This window comes from Corallococcus sp. AB049A, assembly GCF_003668885.1.
In the GTDB taxonomy this organism is placed as follows: Bacteria; Myxococcota; Myxococcia; order Myxococcales; family Myxococcaceae; genus Corallococcus; species Corallococcus interemptor.
This window is the reverse complement of record NZ_RAWL01000097.1, coordinates 1-23,191: the sequence shown is the minus strand read 5'-3', so window position 1 is coordinate 23,191 and position 23,191 is coordinate 1. Positions and strand designations below refer to the sequence as shown.

Sequence of the window (23,191 nt, the reverse complement as noted above, 5' to 3'; positions counted from 1 at the left end):
CGGAGCCCCCGCGCAAGCCCGCGACGACCGGGACCTTCGCGGCGGTGCGCGTGGAGCCTCCCGCGTCCCGGCCCCCGGCGGAAGCGCCGCCCGCGCGCCCCAGCGGTTCGTGGCCGCAGCTGCTGCCACCCGCGGAGCGCTTGAACATGGCCGTGCGCAAGATGGGGCAGGGGGATTTCCCCGCCGCCATCGACGGCGTGAAGCGCCTGCTGGTGGACGAGCCGTCCGACCTGGACGCGCTGCTGACGCTGGGCAACCTGTACTCGCTCACCGGCCGCATCAGTGATGCGCGCGACACGTTCGCGCAGGCGCTCCAGCGCGAGCCGCTGTGCGTGGAGGCGCGTGTCTTTGGCGGGGTGGCGGCGATGCAGGCGGGGAGCCTTGCCGAGGCGCGCTCCGAGCTGGCCAAGGCCCTGTTCCTGGAGCCCACGCTGGCCATCGGGCACTACCTGCTGGCCCAGGTGCAGGAGCGCACGCAGGACTTCGAGTCCGCCCGGCGCAGCTACCGCAACGCCGTCGCGCAGCTGAAGTACCCGCAGCGCCCGCTGGCGGGGCACTACCCGGAGATGCTCGACTCCGCGGAGTCCATCTCCCGCGCGGCCCGCTATGCGCTGGCCGCGCTGGAGGAGCAGCCGGGCTGAAGAGGCCTTCCGCCCGGCTTCACGGGGCCCTGCCTCAGTCCAGGTTGCCCTTCACCTGATCCAGGCTCTTGGACGGATCCAGCACCGCGCCGAACTTCTTCTGGATGTACGTCTTGGCCTGGTTGCGCAGGAGCATGCCGGGGTCGGTGCCCTCGCCGGAGATGGACTTGTCCGTGATGACGAAGCTCGCGTCCAGGTTGATGCCCATCACCTTGCCGGCGAGCTTCGCGCCCTCCTCGCCCTGCCAGTCGGACTTCACGCCGTACTTGGAGCCCCAGTACTGCAGGAGCTGCTCGACGCGCTTCTTGACCTCGTCCTTGGGAAGGTTGTGGGGAACCTCGAACTTCATCGTGCCCATGGCTGACTCCTGGTGCCGGGAAAGAGGGAATGTCCGTCCGGTTTAGTGACCCCGGGCCGGAAAGTGAACCGCCGTCTTACGTGGGATGTCTACCGGCGGGCCGGGCGGGCGGTCTTCCGGCGGGACTTCCCGGGCGGCTCGGCCACGGCCGCCGGGGTTCCCCAGCGCTCCAGGTATGGGCCCAGGTCGAACTTCTCCGCGGTGCGGAGCGAGCTCATGGGCCGGACCTTTCCAATCACCGGGCGCTCCTGGAAGGGCCGATCATGCAGCCCCAGGACCCACATGAAGTTGGAGACGCTCGCCGGGTCGCGCCCGTCCACCGCGTAGGTGTCGTTGAGCCGTGTGATGCGCTCCAGCGCCTCCTCCGGCGTGGGGCTCCACTCCAAAATCTTCTTCCCCCAGAGCATGCGCAGGTAGTTGTGGATCCGCCCGCGCTCCCGCAGCTCGCGCTGGGACGCGTTCCAGAGCGCGTCCTGCGTGCGGCCCTGATCCAGCTCCTCGTAGGTGTAGACGTGCGGGCGCGGATCCTTCCGGTGGCGTGACAGCGTCTCGCGCGCCCAGGCGGGCAGGGAGTCCACGCTCAGCTGCTTCGGGCCGGGCGTGTGGAAGCAGTAGTTGAAGCCCAGCTCGCGGCGCACGAGCAGCTCCTCCACGAAGGACTGCACGGCCGGGTGGTCCTTGCCCTTCGCCGCGATGGCCGCGCGCGCCGCCTCGCCGGGGAAGAGGTTGCCCCAGTGGAAGAAGGGCGACAGGTTGGACTGCTGGCCCAGGCCCGGATCATTCCGGCCGGTGTCGTGGCCCTCCAGCCGCTCGTGGAGGAACGCGTCCAGGGCCTTCAAGCCCGCCTTGCGTCCACCGCGCTCGGCCAGCGGCTTCACGGAATGATCCAGCGCGAACGTGTCCAGCGCGGCGCGGGCCTTCACCGCGTCGGACAATTCGAAGTCCGGCTGGAGCTTCGCGCCGGACACGCGCGGCTTGCGGTGGGGGAGCGTGCGCTCCAGGTACTCCGGCCACAGCTTGCGCAGCTTGGGGCGCAGCGCGTACGCGCCCACCTGGGCCGCGGGGATGCGCTGCATGGGCACCACGCAGGACGCGTCCACGGCGATGAGCGGCACGCGCAGCGCCCTGGCCGCGCCGCGCAGGTGGCCCGGGATGATGTACGTGGGGAACAGGTCCGACACGACGGCCGCGGCGCGCCTGCCCAGGCTCGCGAGCCTGGGCTTGTGCTCCTTCTTCGTGCGCGGCAGCTCCAGCCAGTACGGCAGGCCTCGCGCGGCGCAGCCCTTGGCCATGTCCGCCATGCCCTCCAGCGCCCACGCGTGGAGCCGCTCCGACGCGTAGGGGTAGTCCGGGCGGAGGGCCTGGTACACGACGACGGGCAGGCCCAGGTGGTTGCCCAGCGCGATGGCGGCGTCCAGCGCGTGGTTCTCCTCCCAGCGATGGTTGACCATGCACCAGTAGAGGACGAAGTCGCGCTGTCCTGTGGGAAGGGGGGCCTCGTTCACCGCCTGCACACGGGCCGAGTCGACGCCAAGTTCTGACCACGAGAGGCCTTCGGGCATGGGCGCGCGAGAATCTTCGACACGCGGCGGAAAACCAACACGCCCGCACGGGTTGTGGTTTTCTGCCGGACGGCCGGACCCAAGGAGCCCCTCGCGTGTCACACCGTCGAACCTGGAACCTCCCTGTCACCGTCCTCGCGCTCGCGCTGATGTTGCCGGGACTCGCCCTCGCTCAGGCGGGGGGTACCGGCGTCTATCCGGCGCCGCAGCCGCCTCCTCCTCCCGCGCCCGGCATGTACCCGGCGCCGTCGTCCCAGGCGGAGGAGCCTACCCCGGCGCAGCCTTCGTCGGACGCCTACGCGCAGCCGCCTCCCACGCAGGCCGCGCCGCAGGCGAACCCGGATGAGACGCCGCGGCCCGCGAGCGACGCGCCCCTCGCCCCGCCGGATCCGGACCGCCTGCGCACCGAGCCGCAGGCCCCGCTGACGGAAGGCGCGCGCGAGGTGCGTCCGGAGTCCATCCGCGACGAGACCGCGACCGCCGCCTCGCGGATCCGCCCGCCGCCGGAGGACAACGGCGTGTTCCTGGACGGCCAGCGCCGCCGGGGGCCCTTCCTGTCCGGTCCCGGCAGCATGCGCTTCGTGCTGCACCACACGGCCCTGGGCGCGCTGGGCGGCTTCTTCACGCAGGCGTTCTCCAAGGAGTTCAACTTCGACCGCAGCTCGCGGGAGTCCATGCTCGCGGGCACGCTGATTGGCGCGGGCCTGGGCTTTGGCGCCTCCGCGTGGTGGCAGTTCAACAACTGGGTGGACACGCCCATGGCGAACTTCACCATCCTCAACTCGGGCATTGGCGGCATGGCGCTCGCGGGCTTCATGGACCTGATCACGCAGGACCCGGGCGTGCTCACCTGGTCCGCGTTCCTGGGCGCGGAGCTGGCCGCGTGGCTGACGGCGGGCATCGGCGGCGGTCAGCTGCCCTTGTCCGACGGGCTCCTGGTGGCCTCCGGCGCGGGCTGGGCGGCGGCGTACAGCGCGCTGTTCCTCGCCATCGTGCACTTCTCCGGCACGTCCATCTCCGGCAAGACGTGGAAGGACATGCTGCTCATCTCCCCGGGCGTGGGCGCGGGCATCCTGGCCCTGGCGACCATGCGCTACAACCCGACGGCGTCGCAGATCCTGCGCGCGGACCTCTTCGGCGGCGGCGTGGGCGCGGCGGTGCTGCTCATCTCCGGCCTGGTGCTGGGCGGCTTCAACCAGTCCACCCCCTACGTGCTGTCCTTCCTGGGCTCCGCGGGCGCCATCACCACGGTGAGCCTGCTGTGGGAGGAGAGCGTGGACCGGTCCGCCCTGCGCAGCTCGCGCGGCGCCAAGGACCGGCCCTACAAGAACGTCTGGTGGTAGACGGCCTGGAGGACGGGCGGGCAGGCGTCATGGCACGGGGGAGGGTGCGGCATCACCTTTCCCCGGTATGGCGCGCGTCCTCCCGTTCTCGGCCCTCCTGACGTCGCTGGACTCCTCGCTGGAGACCGGGGACGGTCCTCCTCGCGGCAACGCGGCCCCGCTGCCCACGCACGTGCGGCCCCTGCTGGAGGCCGCGAACCCGAGCGCGGAGCTGCGCCGGATGCGGGACTCCGGCGGACTGCTGAAGGACGCGCGTCCGGCCCTCTACGTCGTCGAGCTGCATGGCCCCGCGGGCGCCTTCTCCGGCCCTCCGGTGCGCTACCTCTTGTGCGCGCTGACGCCGGACGCGGTGCCGTCGCTGGAGCAGGACCCGTACCGCCCCCGAGCGTGGGAGGTGGAGCCCGCCGTCACCCTGGTGGCGGATGACCACGGCGCGCTCCGGGCCCTGCTGGCCGAGGCCGCCGGGCGCGGCATCTCCGTGTGGAAGGGGCAGTACGACGGCAACCCGGTGTCGCTCCTGCGCATCGAACCGTCGCCCGTGTCCAAGCGCCTGCAGGCGGTGCTGGATGAAGCCCCCATGCGGCCCCTGGCGGCCCTGAGCGAGCAGGGCCGGACGCTGGCGGCGGTGGTGCCCTTGTCCGAGCCGGGCCTGGAGCTGTGCCCCATCCACCGTGCCCTCAAGGGCGTGGAGACGTTCCAGGAAGAGACCTTCCTCACCCTGGTGGCCGCCTACGCGCGCGTGACGGAGCTGGACGCGCCCCTCACCACGCCGCAGGGGCTGTCGGCCGCGCGCGAGCGGCTGGCCACGCTGGTGCCCGGACAGCACGCGGTGCTGCTGGTGCTGCCGGGAGGCCGGGGCCGCATCCTGCGCTTCCGGCAGGGGTTGGACCTGGCGCACCTGAAGGGCGCGCCTCGCAATCCCACGCTGCGCAGCCTGGACCTGGCGCTGCTCAACGCGCTGGTGCTGCGCACGGTGCTGGGCATCCAGGAGCCGGAGGCGTCCGGACATCCTCAGGTCTTCCCGGTGCACGGCCTGGAGGCGCTGGTGACGGGCGTGGAGTCCGGCACGTTCCAGGCGGGCTTCGCGCTCAACCCTCCGCCGGTGTGGGAGGTGCGGGCGGTGATGGAGGCCCAGGCCACGCTGCCACCGCGCACGTTGAGCGTGGAGCCGCGCGTGCCCGCGGGGTTGCTCTTCCTGGATCCCGAAGCCTGACGGCCCCTGTGTGCGTGCGCTGACCGGCACCGCGCAGGACTGGCCCCAGCGGGTGCGGCTGCGGTTGGAGCCCGGCCCGGGGGAGACGCTCGACGCCATCTGCGGCGGCGAGGTGCAGGTGCTCCAGCGCCGCCTGGGCTACCGCTTCACGTTGGATCCGGTGCTGCTCGCGCACTTCGCGGTGTTCGACGCGGGAGCGCACCGGGGGCGGCTGCTCGACCTGGGCACCGGGTGCGGCATCATCCCGCTGGTGCTGGCCCGCCGGCTGGGCAGGACGGACATCACCGCGCTGGAGCTGCAGCCGGGCCTGTTCTCCCTGGCCGAGCGCAACGTGTACCTGAACCGCTGCGAGGGCGCGGTGTCGCTGGTGCAGGGCGACCTGCGGCACGTGGCGGAGACGTTCCCCGCGAGCAGCTTCGGCCATGTGCTGTGCAACCCGCCGTACCGCGCGCGCACCGCGGGCCAGAGCAACCTGTCCCGGGAGAAGGCCATCGCGCGGCATGAGATTGCCTGCGAGCTGCCGGACGTGGTGCGCGCCGCGGCGTACCTGCTGGTGCCCCGGGGCGGGCTGTGCATGGTGTACCCCGCGTCGCGCTTCAGCGAGCTGGTGTCGGTGCTGCGCACGCTGCAGCTGGAGCCGCGCACGGTGCGCATGGTGCACCCACGCGGGGACCGGCCCGCGAAGCTGGTGCTGCTGCACGCGGTGAAGAACGGCCGGGCGGACCTCACCGTGCTGCCGCCGCTCGTCGTCCACGCGGACGAGGACGCGGCCTTCACGGACGAGGTCACCGCCATGGTGGGCTGACACACCCCACGTCCTTTTCGCTTCACCCCGGGTGGGGCAGGGCAGGGTAGACTCCCGGGCCCCGGGGCCGGGACCGGCCGCCCCGTCTTCTCGAAGGCAGGGTGTGATGCGCGTGGACTTCCGCCGCGCCGTGCGAGGCTGCTGGGCCGTGGGGGTGGTGCTGCTGCTCGCGACCCTCCCGGCCCAGGCGCAGACCCAGGCGGACCGGCTCTACCTGAGCTATGGCCTCTCCGGAGGTGGCTCGCTGGACGCGGGTGGCACCCACATCAAGGAACGGCAGACGCTGGAGCTGCGCGTGCCGCTGCCGCCGGTCGTCGTGGGGCGCACGTACCTGCTGCCATCGGTGGGCTACGAGACGCGGTGGATGGGCGCGAGCGCGCCTGCCCTGGAGGACGAAACGGTGGAGTGGCAGTTCCACCGCATCCAGCTGGGGCTCACGGCCGTGCGGCCCGTGGCGCCGCGCTGGCTGGTCGTCACGGGCGTCCTGGCCAGCACCCGCACGGACTTCAAGTCCTCCTTCGACCTCTCCCTGGACACGTCCTGGGTGGCGTTCGCGATGGCCCGCTACCAGTTCCAGGACACGCCGGGGCTCGGGCTGACGTTCGGCGTGGTCGCGCTGTGGCCCTTCGACAGACTGCCGGTCATCCCCATGCTGAGCCTCACCTACAACCAGGGGCCGTACATCCTGGAGGTGGGCCTGCCCCGGCTCACGCTGCTGCGCAAGCTGGGCGACACGGTGGAATTGGGGCTGGTGGGGGCGCTGGACCTGCAGGTGCTGCGCACCCGCTTCGACCCGGAGCTCCAGGCGCTCAACGCCAGCTACCTGCGCGAGACGCAGGTCCGCGTGGGGCCCACCGTGAACGTCCACCTGGGCCGCGACCTGTGGCTGAGCTCGTCGGTGGGCCTGTCGCTGATCAACGACTACGCGCTGCTGGACCGCGAGCGCGAGAGCCTGAACGTCCGCGGGCTGGACATGGGGCCCGCGCTGTATGGCCGCGTCGTCCTGGGGTGGCGGCCCGGGCGTCCCCAGGCGAAGGCCACGAGCCCGAGCCCGGCGCCCTGAAGCGCCGGGCTTGCGTGGAGGGGGCCTACTGCCCCGCCGGCGCGTTGGTGGTCCGCGGCGACTCCTGCTCCGGCGTCCCGTGCGGGGGCGCTCCTTGCGCCTCGACATCCCCCAGGAAGGGCTCGGGGGCCTGGGCCAGGAAGCGCTCCAGGTCCTCGCGCGCCGCCTCCGCCCGGGCGTCGCCCCGGCGGGTGTAGCACTCGGCGCGCGCCAGCAGCAGGGCGCGGTCCCAGGGGACGTGCGGCTCCAGGGGGGCGAGGCCCTCCGCGCACTTCTCCACGCCTCCCGCCGCGACCGCGAGCTTCGCGCGGATCAACTTCCGATGGGCGGTGGCCACGCTGGCCGCGAGGGGCTGCTCGAGCGCCGAGTAGAGCCGCCAGGCCAGCTCCGGTGAACGCGCGCCCACCCGGAGTGAGGTGTCCAGGGCCGCCTCGATGAGCGGCCCCGGGGGCCAGGGATCCTCACGCAGCCGCGCGAACGCGCGCTCCAGGGTCGCGGCCGCCGCGGCGTCCTGCCGCTGGGCCTCCAGGTACAGGGCCTCCAGCATGTCCGCCTCCGCCGGGAGGCTCTCCCTCAGGGACCGCAACGACGCGAGCGCCTCCGTGTGGCCGGTCATCACCCGGGCGCGCGCCAGCGCGTACTGCTCGCGCGGGTCGCGAGGCTCATGCTTGACGCGCTCCCACTGGGACAGCACCGCGGCGTCCCGGCCCGCCTGCGCGGCGCTGACGAAGTCCTTGTAGACACGGACCTGCTCGGACATGGGGCCGGGGGCGTTGAACCCCAGCCACACGCGCAGCTCCTCCACGCGGTTCCAGTCCGGAGTGCCCCCGGTGAACGGCAGCCGGTCCGCCCCGAGCCGCCGCGCCGCGCCGCGCAGGTCCCGCGTGGAGAAGAAGGCGGTCCGGCCCAGGCTTCGCGCGAAGGCGAACTCCATGGAGGACAGGTCGTCCGTGTTGATCATGTCCGCGCCACCCTCCGCCGCGCGCTTCGCCAGCGCCGGGGTCGCGACGAAGTGCGCCAGCACGCCCTCCACTTCGTTCGTCCGCCACACGGAGCGCAGCGCGGAGCGGTAGGGCTCCTGGGCGATGCGTTGGCGCATGGCCGGCAGGTCGTAGGCCGACGGCTGCAGGGAGGCGACGAGCAGCAGGTCGCCGCTCAGCGTCTGCCAGGTCTCCACCGCCGTGAACTCCGAGGACAGCGTGGCATAGGCGCTCTGCACGGTGAGGGCGTCCACCTCGTAGGCCTGGAGCCACTGCAGGAACAGGCCGCCTTCGGCCAGCCGCTGCTTCGCCGCCTGGTAGAACTCGCGGGTGAAGAGGCTGGAGATGCCGGCCCGGTACGGGTTGGACGGCTCGGAGAAGATGATGTCGTAGCGCTGGGGCGTGGTGAGCAGCACCTCGCGCGCGTCGCCGAAGGAGGTGTGCACCTTCGGGTTGTTCATCACGTCGGCGTTCACCGCGTGGCAGCGGCGCGCGACCTCCAGGATGGCGGGTTCGATCTCCACCACGTCCACGCGCTCCATGTCCGGCACCTTGCCCAGCCAGCCCGCGGTGCTGCCCGTGCCCAGGCCGATGACGAGCGACGTGCGCGGCGCCGGGTGCAGCAGCGCGCCGACGAGCCCCGACATGACCTGGGTGGGCGCGTCGCCAATGGAGTTGCCGTCCACCTTGCCGTTGACGATGAAGCTCAGGCCGTCCTCATCCGAGAGCGCGACGCTGCTCTCCACGCCCTCGTGCTCCCAGACGACGCTGGCGCGCTGGGCGTTCTCGAACCGGTCGATCTGCTGGGAGTCGGGCTCGTGCAACCCCGAACGGCCCGCGCCCACGCCGGAGTGGCGCCACACGGCCGTGGGGCCCTGCGCGGTGAGCAGCAGCACGGCGAGCACGGTCGCCAGCACCGGCGCCACCAGCGCACCCCGCTGGCGCTCCCTCTGGAAGGAGAGGATGGCGGCGCCCAGGCCCAGCGCGGCCAGCAGCCCCGCCACGGCCTGCCACGTCACCGGCGCGGTGAGCAGCGGAATCACCCCGAAGCCGCCCGCGAGCGAGCCCACGATGGAGCCGCCCGTGTTCCACGCGTACACCTGGCCCACCTGCCGGCCCGCGTCCTGCCGGCCCCGCCCGATGAGCGCGAGCAGCAGCGGGAACTGCACGCCGGACACGAACGCCGCGGGCAGCACCACGATGGAGGCGATGAACGTCCAGCCCAGCGCCATGCCGCCCAGGCCCAGGCCGCCCAGCGGACGCAGGAGCGCGGCGAGGATGGCCAGCCGGTCTCCCAGCGCGAACGGCACCGCCATCAGCACGGCCTCCGCCGCGCAGGTGAGCGCGAAGCCCTGGAGCGTGGCGGCGCGGTGGCGGAAGAAGACGGTGTACGCGGTGCCGCCCAGCCCGATGCCCAGCAGCGCCAGCGCGAGGATGAGCCCGAAGGTGAACGTGGTGCCACCCAGGAGCGGCCCCAGCATCCGGTACCAGACCAGCTCCATCAGCAGGAACGCGAAGCCCACCACGGCCGCGGCCACCAGCACGAAACCCCGGGGCGGCAGCGCGCCCGCGTCAGCGGCAGGAGCGTCCGCCACCGGCGCGGCGGGAGCAGCGGGCGTGGCCGGAGCGTCGGACTCCATGGAGCGGCTCACGGAGCGCGCGGTGATGGCCACCAGCGCGTTGAGCAGGCACGCGCTCCAGAGCGTGGTGCGGTTGCCCAGCACCTCCAGCAGGAGGAACGTGGACGCCGCCGCGCCTGTCACGGCGCCCAGGGTGTTGACGCCGTAGAGCAGCGCGAGGTCCCGGCGACGCGGATCCTCATCGGAGAGCACCGCGCGCGCCGCGGCCGGCAGCGTGCCGCCCATGAGCACCGTGGGCACCGCGAGCACCAGCAGCGACAGCACCAGCCGCACGGCGGTGCCCAGGCCCAGGCCCATCACCGGCGTGCCGCCCAGCGCGATGTAGATGGCGCGCACGGCCTCCACGAGGAAGGGGCTCAGCGCGGCGCTGCCGGCGATGAGCAGCTCCAGGTTCGCGTAGAAGGCCAGCGGCTTCGTCTGCCGGTCCGCCCGCGCGCCCAGGAGCGCGCTGCCCAGCCCCAGCCCCGCCATGAAGATGGCGAGCACCGCGGCCGACGCGGCCGTCGAGGCCCCGAAGATGAGCCGGAACTCCCGCAGCCACACCGTCTGATAGACCAGCGCGCAAAGCCCCGAACCGAAGAGGAGGGGTGCCACCCTCCCGACACGTGCGTTCATCGGATCCTCGAGGAGCCCGCGCCCGTCCTGCCCATGGCGGGTCGCCGCTCCCTGTTGGACCGCAGTATCCCGTGAACGGTGTCCGCTGGAAAACAGCGAAGCGAGGCCTGGCTGCCCGTTACGGCGACGTCTTGGCGCGCTCGGCGGCCTGGCGCTCCTCGCGGCACCAGGCCAGCTGCTCCTGGAGGGTGGCGAGCGGCACCGCCAGCTCCAGCTTGAAGGACGTGCCGTCCGGCCGGACCTTCGCGAAGTCCAGGAGCTGGGCCAGGTCCTCCTTGCCCTCCGTCTGCGCCTTCATGCGCGCCATGGACAGCGCGCCGCCCAGGGACTTGCCCAGGTCCGTCATCTTGTCCGCGTCCAGGCCCGTGACGTTGGCCACCATGGCCACGTCGCCGCTGGTGTCCAGGTGCAGCTCCACGTTCTGGGCCACGTCCGTCAGCCGCTGCGCCAGCTCCGCCTGATCCGGCCCCAGGAGCTTCGCCAGGGTCTGCACCGCCAGCACGCCGTACATCTCACCGTAGGTGCTGTTCTCATCCAGCAGCGGCGGGCCGTCCTCCTGGCCGCGCCCGTCCATGCGATCCAGCACCGTCTTCACGGAGTCCGGCGACTTGCCGAACACGAGCATCTGGTTGTTCCAGGTGCCCACCGCGGTGTCCATCCGGCCGCGCTGCGTACCGCCGTCCGGCAGGGTGAACGTCGTGTCGCCCGGCTCGTACACGCGCGCGCCCGGGCCATGGTCGGACGCCACGCGCTCGCCCAACAGCTCCTGGTACTTCGCCTTGCTGAAGTCGCCGGAGAGGATGACGCCCTCGTCGGTGACCACCAGCCGGTCCAGGTCCTGGAGTGGATCCACGCCGCTCAGCGCCTTGAACTGCTCCAGGTTCTTGCCGCCGTCGCGCAGCAGGCAGTCCATCAGCAGCTCGCCCACGGGCGAGTAGCGCAGCGCGTTCGCTTCGATGACCACCGCCGTGCGGCCCGGGCCCCGGGGCAGCGCCGCGAGCAGCGGATCCCTTGGCTTCACGGGCGCGGCCACGCCCGCGTCCACCGCCGCGGGCATCACCCAGGTGCGGCGCTTCTCCGCGCGCGCATGGTCCTGCGACCGCATGCGCCGGGGGAACTCCACGTCCTTCTCCGGGGCGGGCGCCGTGTCACCCTGGCCCGTGAACATCAGGACCGCGCCCGCGGCGAACAACAGCAGCGCCCCCAGCAGCCACACCCTCCTGCGCCCGCGCGATTCCATGACTCAGCAGTCCTTTCCCTCGAAGTGCCAGAAGCCCACGGAGAGGGCCCCCAGTCCGAACACCAGCACGCCGCCCAGCAGCATGCCCAGCGAGCCCTTCTCCAGCGGCGTGGAGCTGGCCAGGTCCGCCGCGCGCGTCGCCAGCGCGGACAGCCGGGGCAGCACCAGCGTCACCGCGTCGAACGCCGTGCGCCCGAAGCCCGACTCCAGATAGCGCGACACGTCCTGGCGGAAGCCCGCGAGGATGCCGCCCACCAGCAGCACGAAGCCCGCCGCGGAGCACAGCGCGGCGCTGCGCACCAGCGTCGCCGTGGTGAGCATCACCGCGTACACCGCCGCGAACCCCACGCACGCGAGCCCCCCGGCGATGAGCGGCCCCATCGTCCAATACCCCGCCTTCACCCCGAAGATGAGCGTCAGCCCGCCCGCCGCGTACACCGTGCCGCCCAGGGCCAGCGTCATCACGCCCAGGAACGTGCCGGCCAGCAGGTGCCAGCGCTGCAGGGGCAGGGCGAGCAGGTGCTCGATGCGGCCGGGCGACAAGAGCCCCGGCGCGAAGTCCGAGCACGCCACGATGCCAAAGAGGATGCCGCCGTAGAACACCAGGTACGCCGCCGCGCGGTAGATGGGCCGGAGCGCCACGTCCACGGACATGATGTTGGAGCGCATCACCTCGCCAAACAGGCGCGTCGCCGCGAGCGCGCCGTCCACGACCTCCAGCTTGAGGCTGAGCGCCACGGTGGCCAGCACCAGCGTCAGGCCCACCATGAAGGCCAGGATGAACTTGCGCGACGCCGCCTCGCGCAGCACGTAGCCCGCGATGACGAAGACGGGGCTCTTCACGCCGCCACCCCCGGTCCACCGACGGCGCCCACGAGCACCGCCTCCAGGTCCGCGCCCTCGCGCTTGAGCTCCGTGAGCAGCGCGCCGCGCGAGCGCGCCCGGTCCAGCGCCGCGTTGAGCACCGCCACGTCCGCCGCCTCCACCGTGTACACGCCGTCCTCCCGTCCACCGCCGGCCGGCACGAAGCCCTCCGCCGTCAGCGCCTGGGCATCCGCGCCGGGCGCGAAGCGCACGCGCCAGCGGGCCCCGGCCTTCGCCAGCTCCTCCAGCCGTCCCTCGCGCAGCACGCGCCCGTCCGCGAGGATGGCCACGCGGTCGCACACGCGTTCCGTCTCCGCCAGCAGGTGCGAGTTGAGGAACAGCGTCACGCCCTTCTGGACCTCCTCCTGGAGGATGCGGCGCACCTCCAGCCGGCCCATGGGGTCGATTCCGTCCGTGGGCTCGTCCAGGACGAGCATCGCCGGCTCTCCCAGCAGCGCCGCCGCCAGCCCCAGCCGCTGCCGCATGCCCTTGGAGTAGCCGCCGATGCGCCGGTCCACCGCGTCCGAAAGCCCCACGCGCTCCAACAGCCGCGCGTGCGCACCGGCATCCACCTTCAGGCCCTTGAGCCGCGCCACGGTGGCCAGGAACGCGGGGGACTTCCACGTGCCGGGCAGGTGCAGCCGCTCCGGCAGGTACCCGATGCGCGCGCGGATGGCCGGATCCTCTGGCGACCCGCCCAGCACGCGCACCGTGCCCGCCGTGGGCCGCACGATGCCGAGCACGCTCTTGATGAAGGTCGTCTTGCCCGCGCCGTTGGGGCCAATCAGCCCGAACGCGCTGCCCGCCGGGACGTGGAGGTCCATGCCCCGGAGGGCTTCATGGCCGCCACGGCCGAACGCTCGGCGATACGTTTTGCGCAGGCCCTGCACTTCAAGGGCGGGAGGTGAAGTCGTCACGGTCACGACTGTAGACGACCCGGTGGGCGGATGATTGCACCCGCATGAAAGCAGGCGGCCCTCGAGGGAGGGACGGGCGGCCCTGCATGCGGGCTTCCCAGCGCGTTCCCGTGTTCGCGCCCATGGGAAACGGCTTGCGCACCCGGAGCGCGCGTGGCGCGCCGCGACACCTCGTCATTCCCGGGCGTTGTACTCCTGGGGGTTCCAACGGAGCCCCTGGTCCAACCCCTGCAATGCCTGTCAGCACCCGCGGGACACCGGAAAAGCCAACCCCCGCGGGCTCACCACACTGGAGACATGGCATGACGTGGGCAAACGGGACCGAGCAGCAGCTTCAGGACGCGCGCCGTGAGCTGGAGGCGGCCGAGCGGGAGCTGGACACCGGGACCGAGGCGGCGCGGGTGCGCTACGCCCGGGCGCTGTACGAGGCGGATCTGGCCGGGCGGCGGGCCGACCGCATGGCGCGCGATTCCCGCCGCCATCAGCGGACCTGGCGCCCCGTCGCCGGCTGAGCAGGCGATTCCCAGGCGATTCCACGACGCGCAAAGGGGTGAAGCGCGGGGCCCGGCGGTTTATACCGGCGACCCATGGCCCACCCCGTCCACCGTCCCCGCAGGCTCCGCCGCTCGGCGGCGCTCCGTGACATGGTGAGAGAGACGCGCCTCTCGCCCACGGACTTCATCTATCCGCTGTTCGTCGTGGAGGGCCGGGACGTGCGCCGTCCCATCTCCTCCATGCCGGGCATCTTCAACCTCTCACTGGAGCACGCGGTGAAGGAGGCGAAGCTCGCGAAGTCGCTGGGCGTGCCGTCCGTCATCCTCTTCGGCATCCCGGACCACAAGGACGCGCGCGGCACCCAGGCGTACGCGACGGACGGCATCGTCCAGCGCGCCATCCGGGAGATCAAGGCCGCGGAGCCGGACCTCCAGGTCATCGCGGACGTGTGCCTGTGCGAGTACACCGACCACGGCCACTGCGGCGTGCTGGACGGCAACCACGTGGCCAACGACGCCACGCTGCCCCTGCTGGCCCAGATGTCCGTCACCTGCGCGCAGGCGGGCGCGGACATCATCGCGCCCTCGGACATGATGGACGGCCGCATCGGCGCCATCCGCAAGGCGCTGGATGAGGTGAAGCACCAGGACACGCCCATCATGTCGTACTCGGCGAAGTACGCCTCCGGCTTCTACGGTCCGTTCCGTGAGGCCGCGCAGAGCACGCCGCAGTTCGGCGACCGCCGCGGCTACCAGATGGACCCCGGCAACGTGCGCGAGGCCATCCGCGAGACGGCGCTGGACGTGGACGAGGGCGCGGACTTCATCATGGTGAAGCCGGCGCTGTCGTACCTGGACGTCATCCGCGCGCTGCGTGAGAACTTTGATTTGCCGCTCGCCGCGTACAACGTCTCCGGCGAGTACGCGATGCTCAAGGCCGCCGGGCAGAACGGCTGGGTGGACTACGAGCGCGTGATGATGGAGGTCCTCACGTCCATCAAGCGCGCCGGCGCAGACCTCATCATCACCTACCACGCCCTGGAAGCGGCCAAGCTCCTGTAGGCGACACCCGGGCGTACGTGTTCGGCGGAAGGCTTGATCGCTTCCGCCGCTTGCGCCCAAATGCTCCCCACAACGATGCCCACCCAGAAGAAGCGGCCCGGACGCAGAACCGAGAAGCCTCCGCCCAGACGTGGCGCGCCGCCCAGGGCCCTCAAGGCCCCCGCGTCGCGCTCCAGGTCCAAGCAGCGCCCCGGGAAGGGACAGATCCCCGTCGTTCGTGAGCCCGGGCCGTTGCAGTACAAAGTGGTGGAGCTGTCCACGGTGGACGAGGGCGCGCTGGAGCGCACCCTGAACGAGTGGACGGCCAAGGGCTGGAACCTGGACGGCGTGCAGTTCGCGATGCGCGAGTCCTCCAAGCGCCCGGCCATGGCCTTCGTCTTCTTCACGCGGGAGGGTGAGCCCGCGCGGCACGAGGAGGACGACGCCCGGCAGAAGCTCCTGCGCATGTCGGAAGGCGGCAGCCCCACCGCGCGGCTCGCGGCGGAGGCGGCCGGAGAGCACGCGCAGACGGTGGTGCCCTTCGTCCACCCGCTGTCCGCGCACGAGCGGCTGGCGAAGCTCGCGGGGCTGGACGAGCCGGAGCCCACCGAAGAGGGCCTCACGCTGGAGCCCGAGGAGTGAGCACCGCCCCTGAACGCAGCCTGATGACGGAAGGTCGGAGCGCACCCCGCGTGCTGCGGCTGGTGCAGGAGGACGCGGAGCCGGATTCACCGTACCCGAAGGCGTCGCTGCTGTTGCGGCTGGGCGCGCGGATCATCGACTGCGCGGTGGCCTGGGGCCTGTACGTCGTCTGCGGCGCGGCGGGCGCGGTGGTGGCGCTGCTCTTCCTCCTGCTCGCGGACGGGATGCTCCAGGGACAGAGCGTGGGCAAGCGCATCTGCGGCGTGAAGGTGATGCACCTGCCCACGCGCTCGGCGGCCCGGCACCGCGACAGCACGCTTCGCAACGCGCCGCTCGCGCTGGTGGTGCTCTTGGGGATGATGCCCGCGCCGCATGGCGTGGTGGCCGCCCTGGCGGGCTTCGTGGTGATTGGCGGCGTGGAGGCGTGGCGCGTGCTGCGCGACCCGCTGGGCCTGCGGCTGGGAGACACCTGGGCGCAGACGCAGGTGGTGGACGGGAAGGTTGTCGCGGGCGCGACGGTTGCAGCCCGCACGCCGGTGGGCGCCCAACGCGCTCCCGGCCGGTTGATGTCCGCGGCCAAGGTGCGCCGTGGAAAGGCATTCAGGAAAGTGAGACGGGGCAAGCCATGCGCATCGCGCTGACCTACAACCTGCGGCTTTCGGACTCGGAAGAAGAGGCGGAGTTCGACACGCAGGAGACGGTGAACACGCTGGCGGGAGCCATCGAGCGGCTGGGCCACCGCCTGGAGCGCTTCGAGGTGAGCGGCCCCGCGTCGCGCACCGTCGCCCGCCTGGAGGCGTACAGCCCGGACCTCATCTTCAACACGGCGGAAGGCCGCCGCGGCCGCTTCCGTGAGGCGTTCTACCCGGCGCTCTTCGACGAGCTGGGCTTCGCGTACACGGGCTCGGACGCATACGCGCTGGCGCTGACGCTGGACAAGCAGCTCACCAAGCTCATCGTCTCCAAGCACGGCATCCGCACGCCGGGCTGGCAGTACGTGGAGAAGCTCAACGAGCTGCAGCCGGAGAACCTGCGCTTCCCGGTCATCGTGAAGCCCAACTTCGAGGGCTCCTCCAAGGGCATCACCCAGGACTCCGTCGCGGAGACGCTGGAGCAGGTGCGCGAGAAGGTGGCGAAGGCGCTGGAGAAGTACCCGGCGGGCGTGCTGGTGGAGGAGTACATCAGCGGGCGCGACCTGACGGTGCCGTTCCTGGCCGCGGTGGACAACGACTACGACGGCGTGCTCGCGCCGGTGGAGTACGTCATCGAACCGGAGGCGTCCCAGGGCCGCAAGTACGCCATCTACGACTACGAGCTGAAGACGCGCCGGGAGAAGTCCGTGTCCGTGCGCGCGCCCGCGAACATCCCGACGAAGATGTCCGAGGACGTCCGCAAGATGGCGCAGAAGATCCTCCAGGTGCTGGACTGCCGCGACCTGGGCCGCCTGGACTTCCGCGTGTCCGACGCGGGCGTGCCGTACTTCCTGGAGATCAACGCGCTGCCCAGCCTGGAGCCGGGCGCGGGCATCTACGCCGCGGCGGAGCTGGAGGGGCTGCACCTGGACGGGGTCATCAACTCCATCATCCAGAGCGCGGGCAAGCGTCACAAGATCCGCGACAACAAGAGCCGCCAGGGCCGGCCCGCGCGCAAGTCCGGCCCGCTGCGGGTGGGCTTCAGCTTCAACGTGAAGCGCGTGAAGCCCAGCGCCACGGCGGAGACGGTGCAGGAGGACAGCGAGGCCGAGTACGACTCGCCCAACACCCTCCAGGCCATCCGCGAGGCCATTGCGTCGTGGGGCCACGAGGTCATCGACCTGGAGGCCACGGCGGAGCTGCCCACGGTGCTCTCCAGCACGCCGTTGGACATCGTCTTCAACATCGCGGAGGGCTTCAAGGGCCGCAACCGTGAGAGCCAGGTGCCGGCGATGCTGGAGCTCCTGGACATCCCGTACACGGGCAGCGACCCCGCGACGCTGTCGCTCGCGCTGGACAAGGCGCTGGCGAAGAAGATCGTCCGTCAGGCGGGCATCCTCACGCCCAACTTCCAGCTGATGGTCACGGGCAAGGAGCGCCTCAACAAGGAGTTCACCACCTTCCCGCTCATCGTGAAGCCGGTGGCGGAGGGCAGCTCCAAGGGCGTCGTCACCAAGAGCGTCTGCTATTCGGAAGCCGAGCTGCGCGACGTGGTGAAGGAGATCGCCGGCAAGTACCAGCAGCCCGCGCTGATTGAGGAGTACATCGGCGGCCGCGAGTTCACGGTGGGCCTGTTGGGCGAGCGTCGTCCGCGCGTGCTGCCGCCCATGGAGATCGTCTTCCTGGACAAGGCGGAGAAGAACCCGGTCTACAGCTTCCAGCACAAGCTGGATTGGACGGACCGCATCCGCTACGACGCGCCCGCGAAGATCGAACCGGCGCTGCTGGAGAAGCTGCGCACGGCGGCGCGCAACTCGTTCATGGCGCTGGGGTGCCGCGACGTGGCGCGCATCGACTTCCGCATGGACGACAAGGGGCGCATCTACTTCATCGAGTGCAACCCGCTGCCCGGCCTCACGCCCGGCTGGAGCGACCTGGTGCTCATCGCGGCGGGTGCCGGCATGGACTACCGGACGCTGATTGGGGAAATCATGGCGCCCGCCATCCGCCGCTACAAGGAGCGCGAGGCGCGCCGGGCCCAGACGGAGAACCCGGCCGGCGCCCACACGCCGCCGCTCAATAAAGTCGTGCAGCGGATCGAGGAGCAGACCGCGCAGGCCAACGCCGCGGCCCCCGCGGAGGGCACGCCGCGCCCGGAGCTCAAGTCCTGAGCTGAAGGGGACGGTGCCCGAAAGGCGCCGTCCCCGTTTCATTTCAGCCGTCGTTGAGCGCCTGCGCCCAGCCCTTCTCGAAGTTGTCGTGGTACGCCTGCCACAGCGTGTCCGAGTAGAACTTGGCCAGGTTCTCGTCGTTGTAGCGCAGCGAGTTCTTGGACAGGTTGTGCGAGCCCGTCAGCACCATCTTGCGCACCGTCCCGTTGAAGTTGCCGGAGTAGACGAAGTGCTTGCTGTGCGTGAGCACCTCGCGCGGCGTGCCGTCGCTCGTCTTCACGTTGTTGGCAGAGACGTCGTAGAGCTGGCGGAGCGTGATGTTCGCCGCGCCGCTGAGCTTCGTCTTGATGCCCGCGTCCATGTCCGTGTAGAGCACGCGCACCCGGCAGCCCAGCTTGCCAATGCGCACCAGCTCCGTGGCCACGATGGCGCGGCTGTCGTTGAAGTGGTTCTGGTTCACGTCCAGCGTGCAGCCGGACACGTACGTCCGGATGTAGTCCGTGAAGTTGTTCGTCACGGTGTCGCTGGACAGCTCGTTGTCGTTGCCCTCGCGCGGGAAGAAGTAGACGGTCCACGGCGCGTTGGGGGAGTTGTAGTAACCCTGGCCCGTGGTGGGGTTGTAGTAGTCCGTCGTCTTCGTGCCGCCGCGCAGGTCGTTGTGGTAGCCGACCCAGTAGTCGTACCAGTCCCAGTCCTCGTAGCTGACGACCATGTCGTTCCAGTAGTTGTTCTGGGAGTAGGTGTTGTTCCACGAGCCCTGCACCACCACGCGCTGGATGCGGTTGCCCTGCGGATCCGTCGTCGTGGAGAAGGTGAAGATCTTGTCGTGCATGATGGTGCCCTCGCGGTCGAAGCCCGCGATGCACGCGCTGCCCGCGCCCGTGCCGTTGCACCGCGTGAGCTCCAGCCGCGTCGCGTCCGGGCAGGTCGCCGCCGGGGGCACGTAGCTGCTGATGTCGTGGATGACGCCGCCGGAGGCGAACTCCGAAGCGGCGCCGCCGTTCTGCTCGTCCACCACCAGCCGCACGATGACGCCCCGGCACAGCGCCGCTTTGATCGCCGCGTTCAGGTGGTCCGTCGTCCACAGGAACATGGCGATGCGGATGTACGAACCCTTGGGGCTGTTCTGGATGAGCCGGGCAATCTCATCCTTGATGCGGTAGTCCCGCGTGCCCGTGTTGTCCGGCTGGTTGAAGACGGCGTAGAGCCCGGGCACGTTCGTCGCGCCCTGGGCCTGCTCCGCCAGATTCGGATCCGTCTGCGCCTCGGGCTGACAGCCCACGAGCGCCACCACCAGTCCTGCCACTGCGAGCAGCCGTTTCATGACCTGCCTCCCGTTTCCTGATTTCCAACCATTTAAGCCGAAATGGTTCGGAAGTCCTGGAAAGCGGGAGTCAGTGTCACTTCCCGGGCGCGAAGCCGCCGTGGAACGTGGGGGGCAGGGCGTGGTCGAAGTGGCAGCGCGCCACGGGCCCGTCCTCCATCCGGCGCGCGTCCAGCACGGCGACGTGGGACGTGTCCGTCTTCGCGTCGAACACCTGCGTGAGCACCCAGCCGTCGTCCTCGGCGGTGGCGCCGGGGCGGGGGACGAAGACGGGCTCGGAGGGGTAGGTGCCCTCGCCCAGGTCCGCGGTCGTCAGCTTGCCCGTGGAAATGTCCATGCGCGCCACGCCGTCGAAGAGGCCGCGCCGGGCTTCGTTGCCCCGGTGCACGCCCAGGTAGAGCGTCTGGTGCTCGCGGCCCACGACGTTCGGGGACACGCGGGGGAACTCGCAGCTGACGTCCGAGCGCTGCTCGGTGCGGAAGGTGCCCGCCTTCACGTCGATCACCGCCCGGTGCAGCATGCCCGCCGCGTCCGTGGACGTCGTGCCGCGCACCAGCTCTCCCAGCCACTGGTTCGTCGTGAAGTCGGGGTAGCGCACGTAGTCCACCACCACCGTGTCGCCCTGCTCGTACGCGTTGCCGAAGTGCCACAGGTAGAAGGCGTCCGTGGTGATGCGCACCGGGTGCTCCACGTCGTCGATGGGCACCACCAGCACGTCCGTGCCCGCCTCCGGCTTCCACCGCAGGTTCTCCGAGTACGAGCCCACCTGCAGCAGCGCGCGGAAGAGGTTCAAGCGCAGCGGTGACAGGAAGAAGACGAGGTAGCGATCCGTGGCGATGAAGTCGTGCACCATCGTCGCGCCCGGCAGCTTCACCGAACCCAGCCGCTGGGCCTTGCCGCCGTCCGGCAGGACGAAGAGGTCCGCCAGCGTGAAGCGGCCGTAGCGGATGCCGAAGTTGTAGGACGCCTTGCGCGACGGCACGCGGTGCGGGTGCGCGGAGAACGTCTCCACCACCGTGCCGTCGAAGTCCGTCTCGCCCAGCGTGGACAGGTCCTCCGGGGACACCTCCACCGGGATGCTGCCCTCGAAGAGCGCGTACAGCTTGCCGTTCCACGCCATCACCGACGTGTTCGCGGAGTTCTTGCGCACCTGGCTCAGCTTGTGGAGCAGCGGGGTGGGCGTGCCGTAGCCGCCGTAGCGCTGCGAGGACGCCTTGCGCTCCGTCACCATGGTGGGCGAGTCCAGGAGCCGCGACGCCCCCTTCACCCCGTCCGCGCCGAAGCGCACGCCCAGCATCCCGCCGTCCCCGTCGAACCAGTGCTGGTACGGCCGGCCATGCACGTCGAACGTCCACGGCCCCACCCGGTACAGCGAGCCGCGCAGCCCTTCCGGCACCTGGCCCTCCACGCGCAGCGGCTCGAAGCCGTGCTGGCGGGGGAGCGTGCGGAACGCCCGCAGCCAGCCCGGCGCGGAGGAGGACATCGTCTGCTTCGTCGCGGTCGTCATGACGGCTCCCTTTCCAGCTGAAACGTAACGACGCGAGAGGACCCCGCGCCGCCCATCGTGTTGACACTGTAAACATCGCATGTTGTCGGTGTCAACATGCATGTTGACGCTGGTAACTTCGCGCGGCGGATGGTCAAGTCACGCAGGCGGCAGTGGGCGCGCGAGGAGGCACGGACGGTGGCGACGCGGGGCAAGCGGAAGCAGGCGGCGGAGGCACCGGAGGACAAGGGCCGCTACCACCACGGGGACCTGCGCCAGGCGCTGGTGGACGCGGCGGTGGCGCTCATCGCGGAAGAGGGCTTCGGCGCGCTGTCCCTGCGCGAGGTGGCCCGCCGGGCGGGAGTCACCCACGCGGCGCCGTACCGGCACTTCGCGGACAAAGAGGCGCTGCTGGAGGCGGTGGCGCACGAGGGCTTTCGCGCCATGGCGCGCGAGATGCGCGAGCGCATGGCCCCGCACACCGGCCCGCTGGAGCGCCTGTACGCGGCGGGCGAGGCCTACGTGCTGTTCGCCGTGCGGCACCCGCCGCACTTCCGGGTGATGTTCGGCCCGCACTTCACCCGGCCCATGTCACCGCCTCCGGAGCCGGAAGGAGAGCAGGGCGCCTTCACGCTCCTGGTGAGCACCATCGAAGCGGCGCAGGCGGCGGGCCTGTTGCGCCCCGGCGAGTCGCGGCCCCTCACGCTCACCGCGTGGTCGCTGGTGCATGGGCTCGCCTCGCTGTTCGTGGACCGGCAGCTGGGCGAGTCCCCGCAGGGCGTAGAGGGCGCGGAGGCGCTTGCAAGCGTGCAGACGCGGCTGCTCGTCGAGGGGCTGAGGGCGCCCGCGCGCGGCTGAGGCCGAGCGACACTTGGTAGGGAAGCAGGGTTGACCGTCGGAGATTGTCGGGTACGGTCGGCCCATGGTGTCGAAACCGGGAGAGACGGGGCCAAGGGTCCGGGCGCGGGAGCTGGGGCTTCCGCTGGGGCGCTTCAAGCCGGGCAAGTACAACGCCATCACGGACGTGGAAGGCGTGCTGGTGGGCCACACCACCCTCATCGAGGGCTCGGGGCCGCTCAAGCCCGGCTTCGGTCCGGTGCGCACGGGCGTCACGGCCATCCTGCCCAACCTGGGCAACATCTTCATGGAACGCATGAGCGGAGGCGGCTTCGTGCTCAACGGCGCGGGCGAGGTCTCCGGCATGACCCAGCTCATGGAGTGGGGCCTCATCGAAACGCCCATCCTCCTCACCAACACCATGGCCGTGGGCGCCGTGTCGGACGGCGTGGCCAACTACCTGGTCCAGCGCTACCCGGGCATTGGTGACGAGCACGACGTCATCATCCCCGTGGTGGGCGAGTGCGACGACTCGTGGCTCAACGACATCTCCGGCCGCCACGTGCGCCAGGAGCACGTCGTCGCCGCCATCAACGCCGCGAAGTCCGGCCCGGTGCAGGAGGGCAACGTCGGCGGCGGCACCGGCATGGTGACGTGCGACTTCAAGGGCGGCATCGGCACGTCGTCGCGCAAGCTGCCGGAGGTGCTGGGCGGCTACACGCTGGGCGTGCTCGTCATGTCCAACTTCGGGAAGATGCACAACCTGCGCGTGGGCGGCCTGCCGGTGGGCGAAGTGCTGGTGGAGAAGTTCAAGAACACCCCCCACCGCGGCAAGTCCTACGGCTCCATCATCGCCGTCGTCGCCACGGACGCGCCGCTGCTCAGCCATCAGATCAACCGCCTGTGCAAGCGCGTGGGCCTGGGCATTGGCCGCGTGGGCAGCTACGCGGCGCACGGCTCGGGTGAGATCGTCGTGGGCTTCTCCACCGCGAACATCATCCCCAGGCGCACCCAGAAGATGGTCTACAAGATGAAGATCCTCCTGGATCAGCGCCTGGACCCCCTCTACGAGGCCGTGATGGAGGCCACGGAGGAGGCCATCCTCAACGCCATGTGCATGGCGGAGCCCATGACGGGGGTGAACGACAACTACTCCCCGGCGCTGCCCCTGGACGAGGTCCGCCGCTTCGTGGACGCCTGCCGTCCCATCTTCGCCTCGGTGAAGAAGCGCCCCCACCAGACGAGCGTGCCGGCCTCCAAGGAGCGCCCCACCGACGAGGACCGGGAGGGGGACGTCACCCTGGGCGCCGCCCAGCCCACCCG

At 71.1% G+C, this 23,191-nt stretch carries 20 protein-coding genes; 12 read left to right on the top strand and 8 right to left on the bottom strand.

All coding sequences use genetic code 11. From position 1 onward, the window contains the following. Nucleotides 1-641, top strand: a 641-nt coding sequence (locus tag D7X55_RS13420; RefSeq protein WP_233609836.1) for a tetratricopeptide repeat protein, incomplete at its 5' end; no start/stop codon positions are given. Between the two features lie 34 nt (nucleotides 642-675). On the opposite strand, the gene D7X55_RS13415 is transcribed toward D7X55_RS13420, so the two are convergent. Together D7X55_RS13415 and D7X55_RS13410 are read right to left on the bottom strand one after the other, a co-directional pair. Further along, nucleotides 676-999, bottom strand: a complete 324-nt coding sequence (locus D7X55_RS13415; protein WP_120550029.1) for a polyhydroxyalkanoic acid system family protein — start codon at nucleotides 997-999, stop codon at nucleotides 676-678. 89 nt (nucleotides 1,000-1,088) lie between these two features. Then, nucleotides 1,089-2,561, bottom strand: coding sequence for a deoxyribodipyrimidine photo-lyase (locus D7X55_RS13410; protein WP_121723264.1), 1,473 nt, complete (start codon nucleotides 2,559-2,561; stop codon nucleotides 1,089-1,091). Between the two features lie 95 nt (nucleotides 2,562-2,656). On the opposite strand from D7X55_RS13410, the gene D7X55_RS13405 reads away from it, so the two are divergent. The 4 genes from D7X55_RS13405 (at nucleotide 2,657) to D7X55_RS13390 (ending at nucleotide 6,985) form a co-directional block, all read left to right on the top strand. Continuing rightward, a complete protein-coding gene (locus D7X55_RS13405; RefSeq protein ID WP_199746955.1) occupies nucleotides 2,657-3,904 on the top strand; it encodes a hypothetical protein in 1,248 nt (415 codons plus the stop codon). A 67-nt stretch (nucleotides 3,905-3,971) separates the two neighbouring features. Beyond that, nucleotides 3,972-5,117 carry a DUF1015 family protein gene (locus tag D7X55_RS13400; protein WP_120550027.1) on the top strand — a complete coding sequence of 382 codons (1,146 nt, stop codon included), beginning with the start codon at nucleotides 3,972-3,974 and terminating at the stop codon, nucleotides 5,115-5,117. A gap of 10 nt (nucleotides 5,118-5,127) precedes the next feature. Next, the gene (locus tag D7X55_RS13395; protein ID WP_120550026.1) at nucleotides 5,128-5,922 is read left to right on the top strand and encodes a tRNA1(Val) (adenine(37)-N6)-methyltransferase; all 795 of its coding nucleotides are present in this window, start codon (nucleotides 5,128-5,130) and stop codon (nucleotides 5,920-5,922) included. A 106-nt stretch (nucleotides 5,923-6,028) separates the two neighbouring features. Further along, nucleotides 6,029-6,985 carry a DUF6268 family outer membrane beta-barrel protein gene (locus D7X55_RS13390; RefSeq protein ID WP_199746954.1) on the top strand — a complete coding sequence of 319 codons (957 nt, stop codon included), beginning with the start codon at nucleotides 6,029-6,031 and terminating at the stop codon, nucleotides 6,983-6,985. Between the two features lie 25 nt (nucleotides 6,986-7,010). Here D7X55_RS13390 and D7X55_RS13385 read toward each other — a convergent pair whose 3' ends face one another. The 4 genes from D7X55_RS13385 to D7X55_RS13370 form a co-directional block, all read right to left on the bottom strand. Continuing rightward, nucleotides 7,011-10,199: a fused MFS/spermidine synthase gene (locus tag D7X55_RS13385; RefSeq protein ID WP_233609835.1), complete on the bottom strand. Its 3,189-nt coding sequence runs from the start codon at nucleotides 10,197-10,199 to the stop codon at nucleotides 7,011-7,013. A 139-nt stretch (nucleotides 10,200-10,338) separates the two neighbouring features. After that, on the bottom strand, nucleotides 10,339-11,460 hold the full coding sequence (locus D7X55_RS13380; protein WP_120550024.1) for a hypothetical protein: 1,122 nt from the start codon (nucleotides 11,458-11,460) through the stop codon (nucleotides 10,339-10,341). A 3-nt stretch (nucleotides 11,461-11,463) separates the two neighbouring features. Next, complete coding sequence (locus D7X55_RS13375; RefSeq protein ID WP_120550023.1) at nucleotides 11,464-12,303, bottom strand: hypothetical protein; 840 nt, start codon at nucleotides 12,301-12,303, stop codon at nucleotides 11,464-11,466. Further along, nucleotides 12,300-13,148 carry an ABC transporter ATP-binding protein gene (locus D7X55_RS13370; protein ID WP_233609834.1) on the bottom strand — a complete coding sequence of 283 codons (849 nt, stop codon included), beginning with the start codon at nucleotides 13,146-13,148 and terminating at the stop codon, nucleotides 12,300-12,302. The genes D7X55_RS13375 and D7X55_RS13370 overlap by 4 nt, the downstream gene beginning before the upstream one ends. Nucleotides 13,149-13,543: 395 nt before the next feature. Here D7X55_RS13370 and D7X55_RS13365 point away from each other — a divergent pair, with 395 nt between their 5' ends. The 5 genes from D7X55_RS13365 (at nucleotide 13,544) to D7X55_RS13345 (ending at nucleotide 18,221) form a co-directional block, all read left to right on the top strand. Next, nucleotides 13,544-13,753: a hypothetical protein gene (locus tag D7X55_RS13365; protein WP_120550022.1), complete on the top strand. Its 210-nt coding sequence runs from the start codon at nucleotides 13,544-13,546 to the stop codon at nucleotides 13,751-13,753. A 75-nt stretch (nucleotides 13,754-13,828) separates the two neighbouring features. Then, the gene (gene hemB / locus D7X55_RS13360) at nucleotides 13,829-14,797 is read left to right on the top strand and encodes a porphobilinogen synthase (RefSeq protein ID WP_121723262.1); all 969 of its coding nucleotides are present in this window, start codon (nucleotides 13,829-13,831) and stop codon (nucleotides 14,795-14,797) included. A gap of 75 nt (nucleotides 14,798-14,872) precedes the next feature. Next, nucleotides 14,873-15,418 (top strand): hypothetical protein, encoded by a 546-nt coding sequence (locus D7X55_RS13355; protein ID WP_121723267.1) that lies wholly within the window; start codon nucleotides 14,873-14,875, stop codon nucleotides 15,416-15,418. Further along, a complete protein-coding gene (locus tag D7X55_RS13350) occupies nucleotides 15,415-16,059 on the top strand; it encodes an RDD family protein (protein WP_407921767.1) in 645 nt (214 codons plus the stop codon). The genes D7X55_RS13355 and D7X55_RS13350 overlap by 4 nt, the downstream gene beginning before the upstream one ends. Further along, a complete protein-coding gene (locus D7X55_RS13345; RefSeq protein WP_120550018.1) occupies nucleotides 16,044-18,221 on the top strand; it encodes an ATP-grasp domain-containing protein in 2,178 nt (725 codons plus the stop codon). Before D7X55_RS13350 ends, D7X55_RS13345 begins: the two co-directional genes overlap by 16 nt. A gap of 43 nt (nucleotides 18,222-18,264) precedes the next feature. On the opposite strand, the gene D7X55_RS13340 is transcribed toward D7X55_RS13345, so the two are convergent. Next, the gene (locus D7X55_RS13340; protein WP_121723261.1) at nucleotides 18,265-19,545 is read right to left on the bottom strand and encodes a phosphatidylserine/phosphatidylglycerophosphate/cardiolipin synthase family protein; all 1,281 of its coding nucleotides are present in this window, start codon (nucleotides 19,543-19,545) and stop codon (nucleotides 18,265-18,267) included. Between the two features lie 76 nt (nucleotides 19,546-19,621). After that, nucleotides 19,622-21,052, bottom strand: a complete 1,431-nt coding sequence (locus D7X55_RS13335) for a carotenoid oxygenase family protein (RefSeq protein ID WP_120550016.1) — start codon at nucleotides 21,050-21,052, stop codon at nucleotides 19,622-19,624. Between the two features lie 177 nt (nucleotides 21,053-21,229). On the opposite strand from D7X55_RS13335, the gene D7X55_RS13330 reads away from it, so the two are divergent. Continuing rightward, entirely contained in the window at nucleotides 21,230-21,889 is a 660-nt protein-coding gene (locus tag D7X55_RS13330; RefSeq protein WP_121723265.1) for a TetR/AcrR family transcriptional regulator, read from the top strand. Nucleotides 21,890-21,953: 64 nt separating this feature from the next. Continuing rightward, nucleotides 21,954-23,191: P1 family peptidase (locus tag D7X55_RS13325; RefSeq protein WP_147470099.1), on the top strand; the 1,238-nt coding region annotated here is incomplete at its 3' end.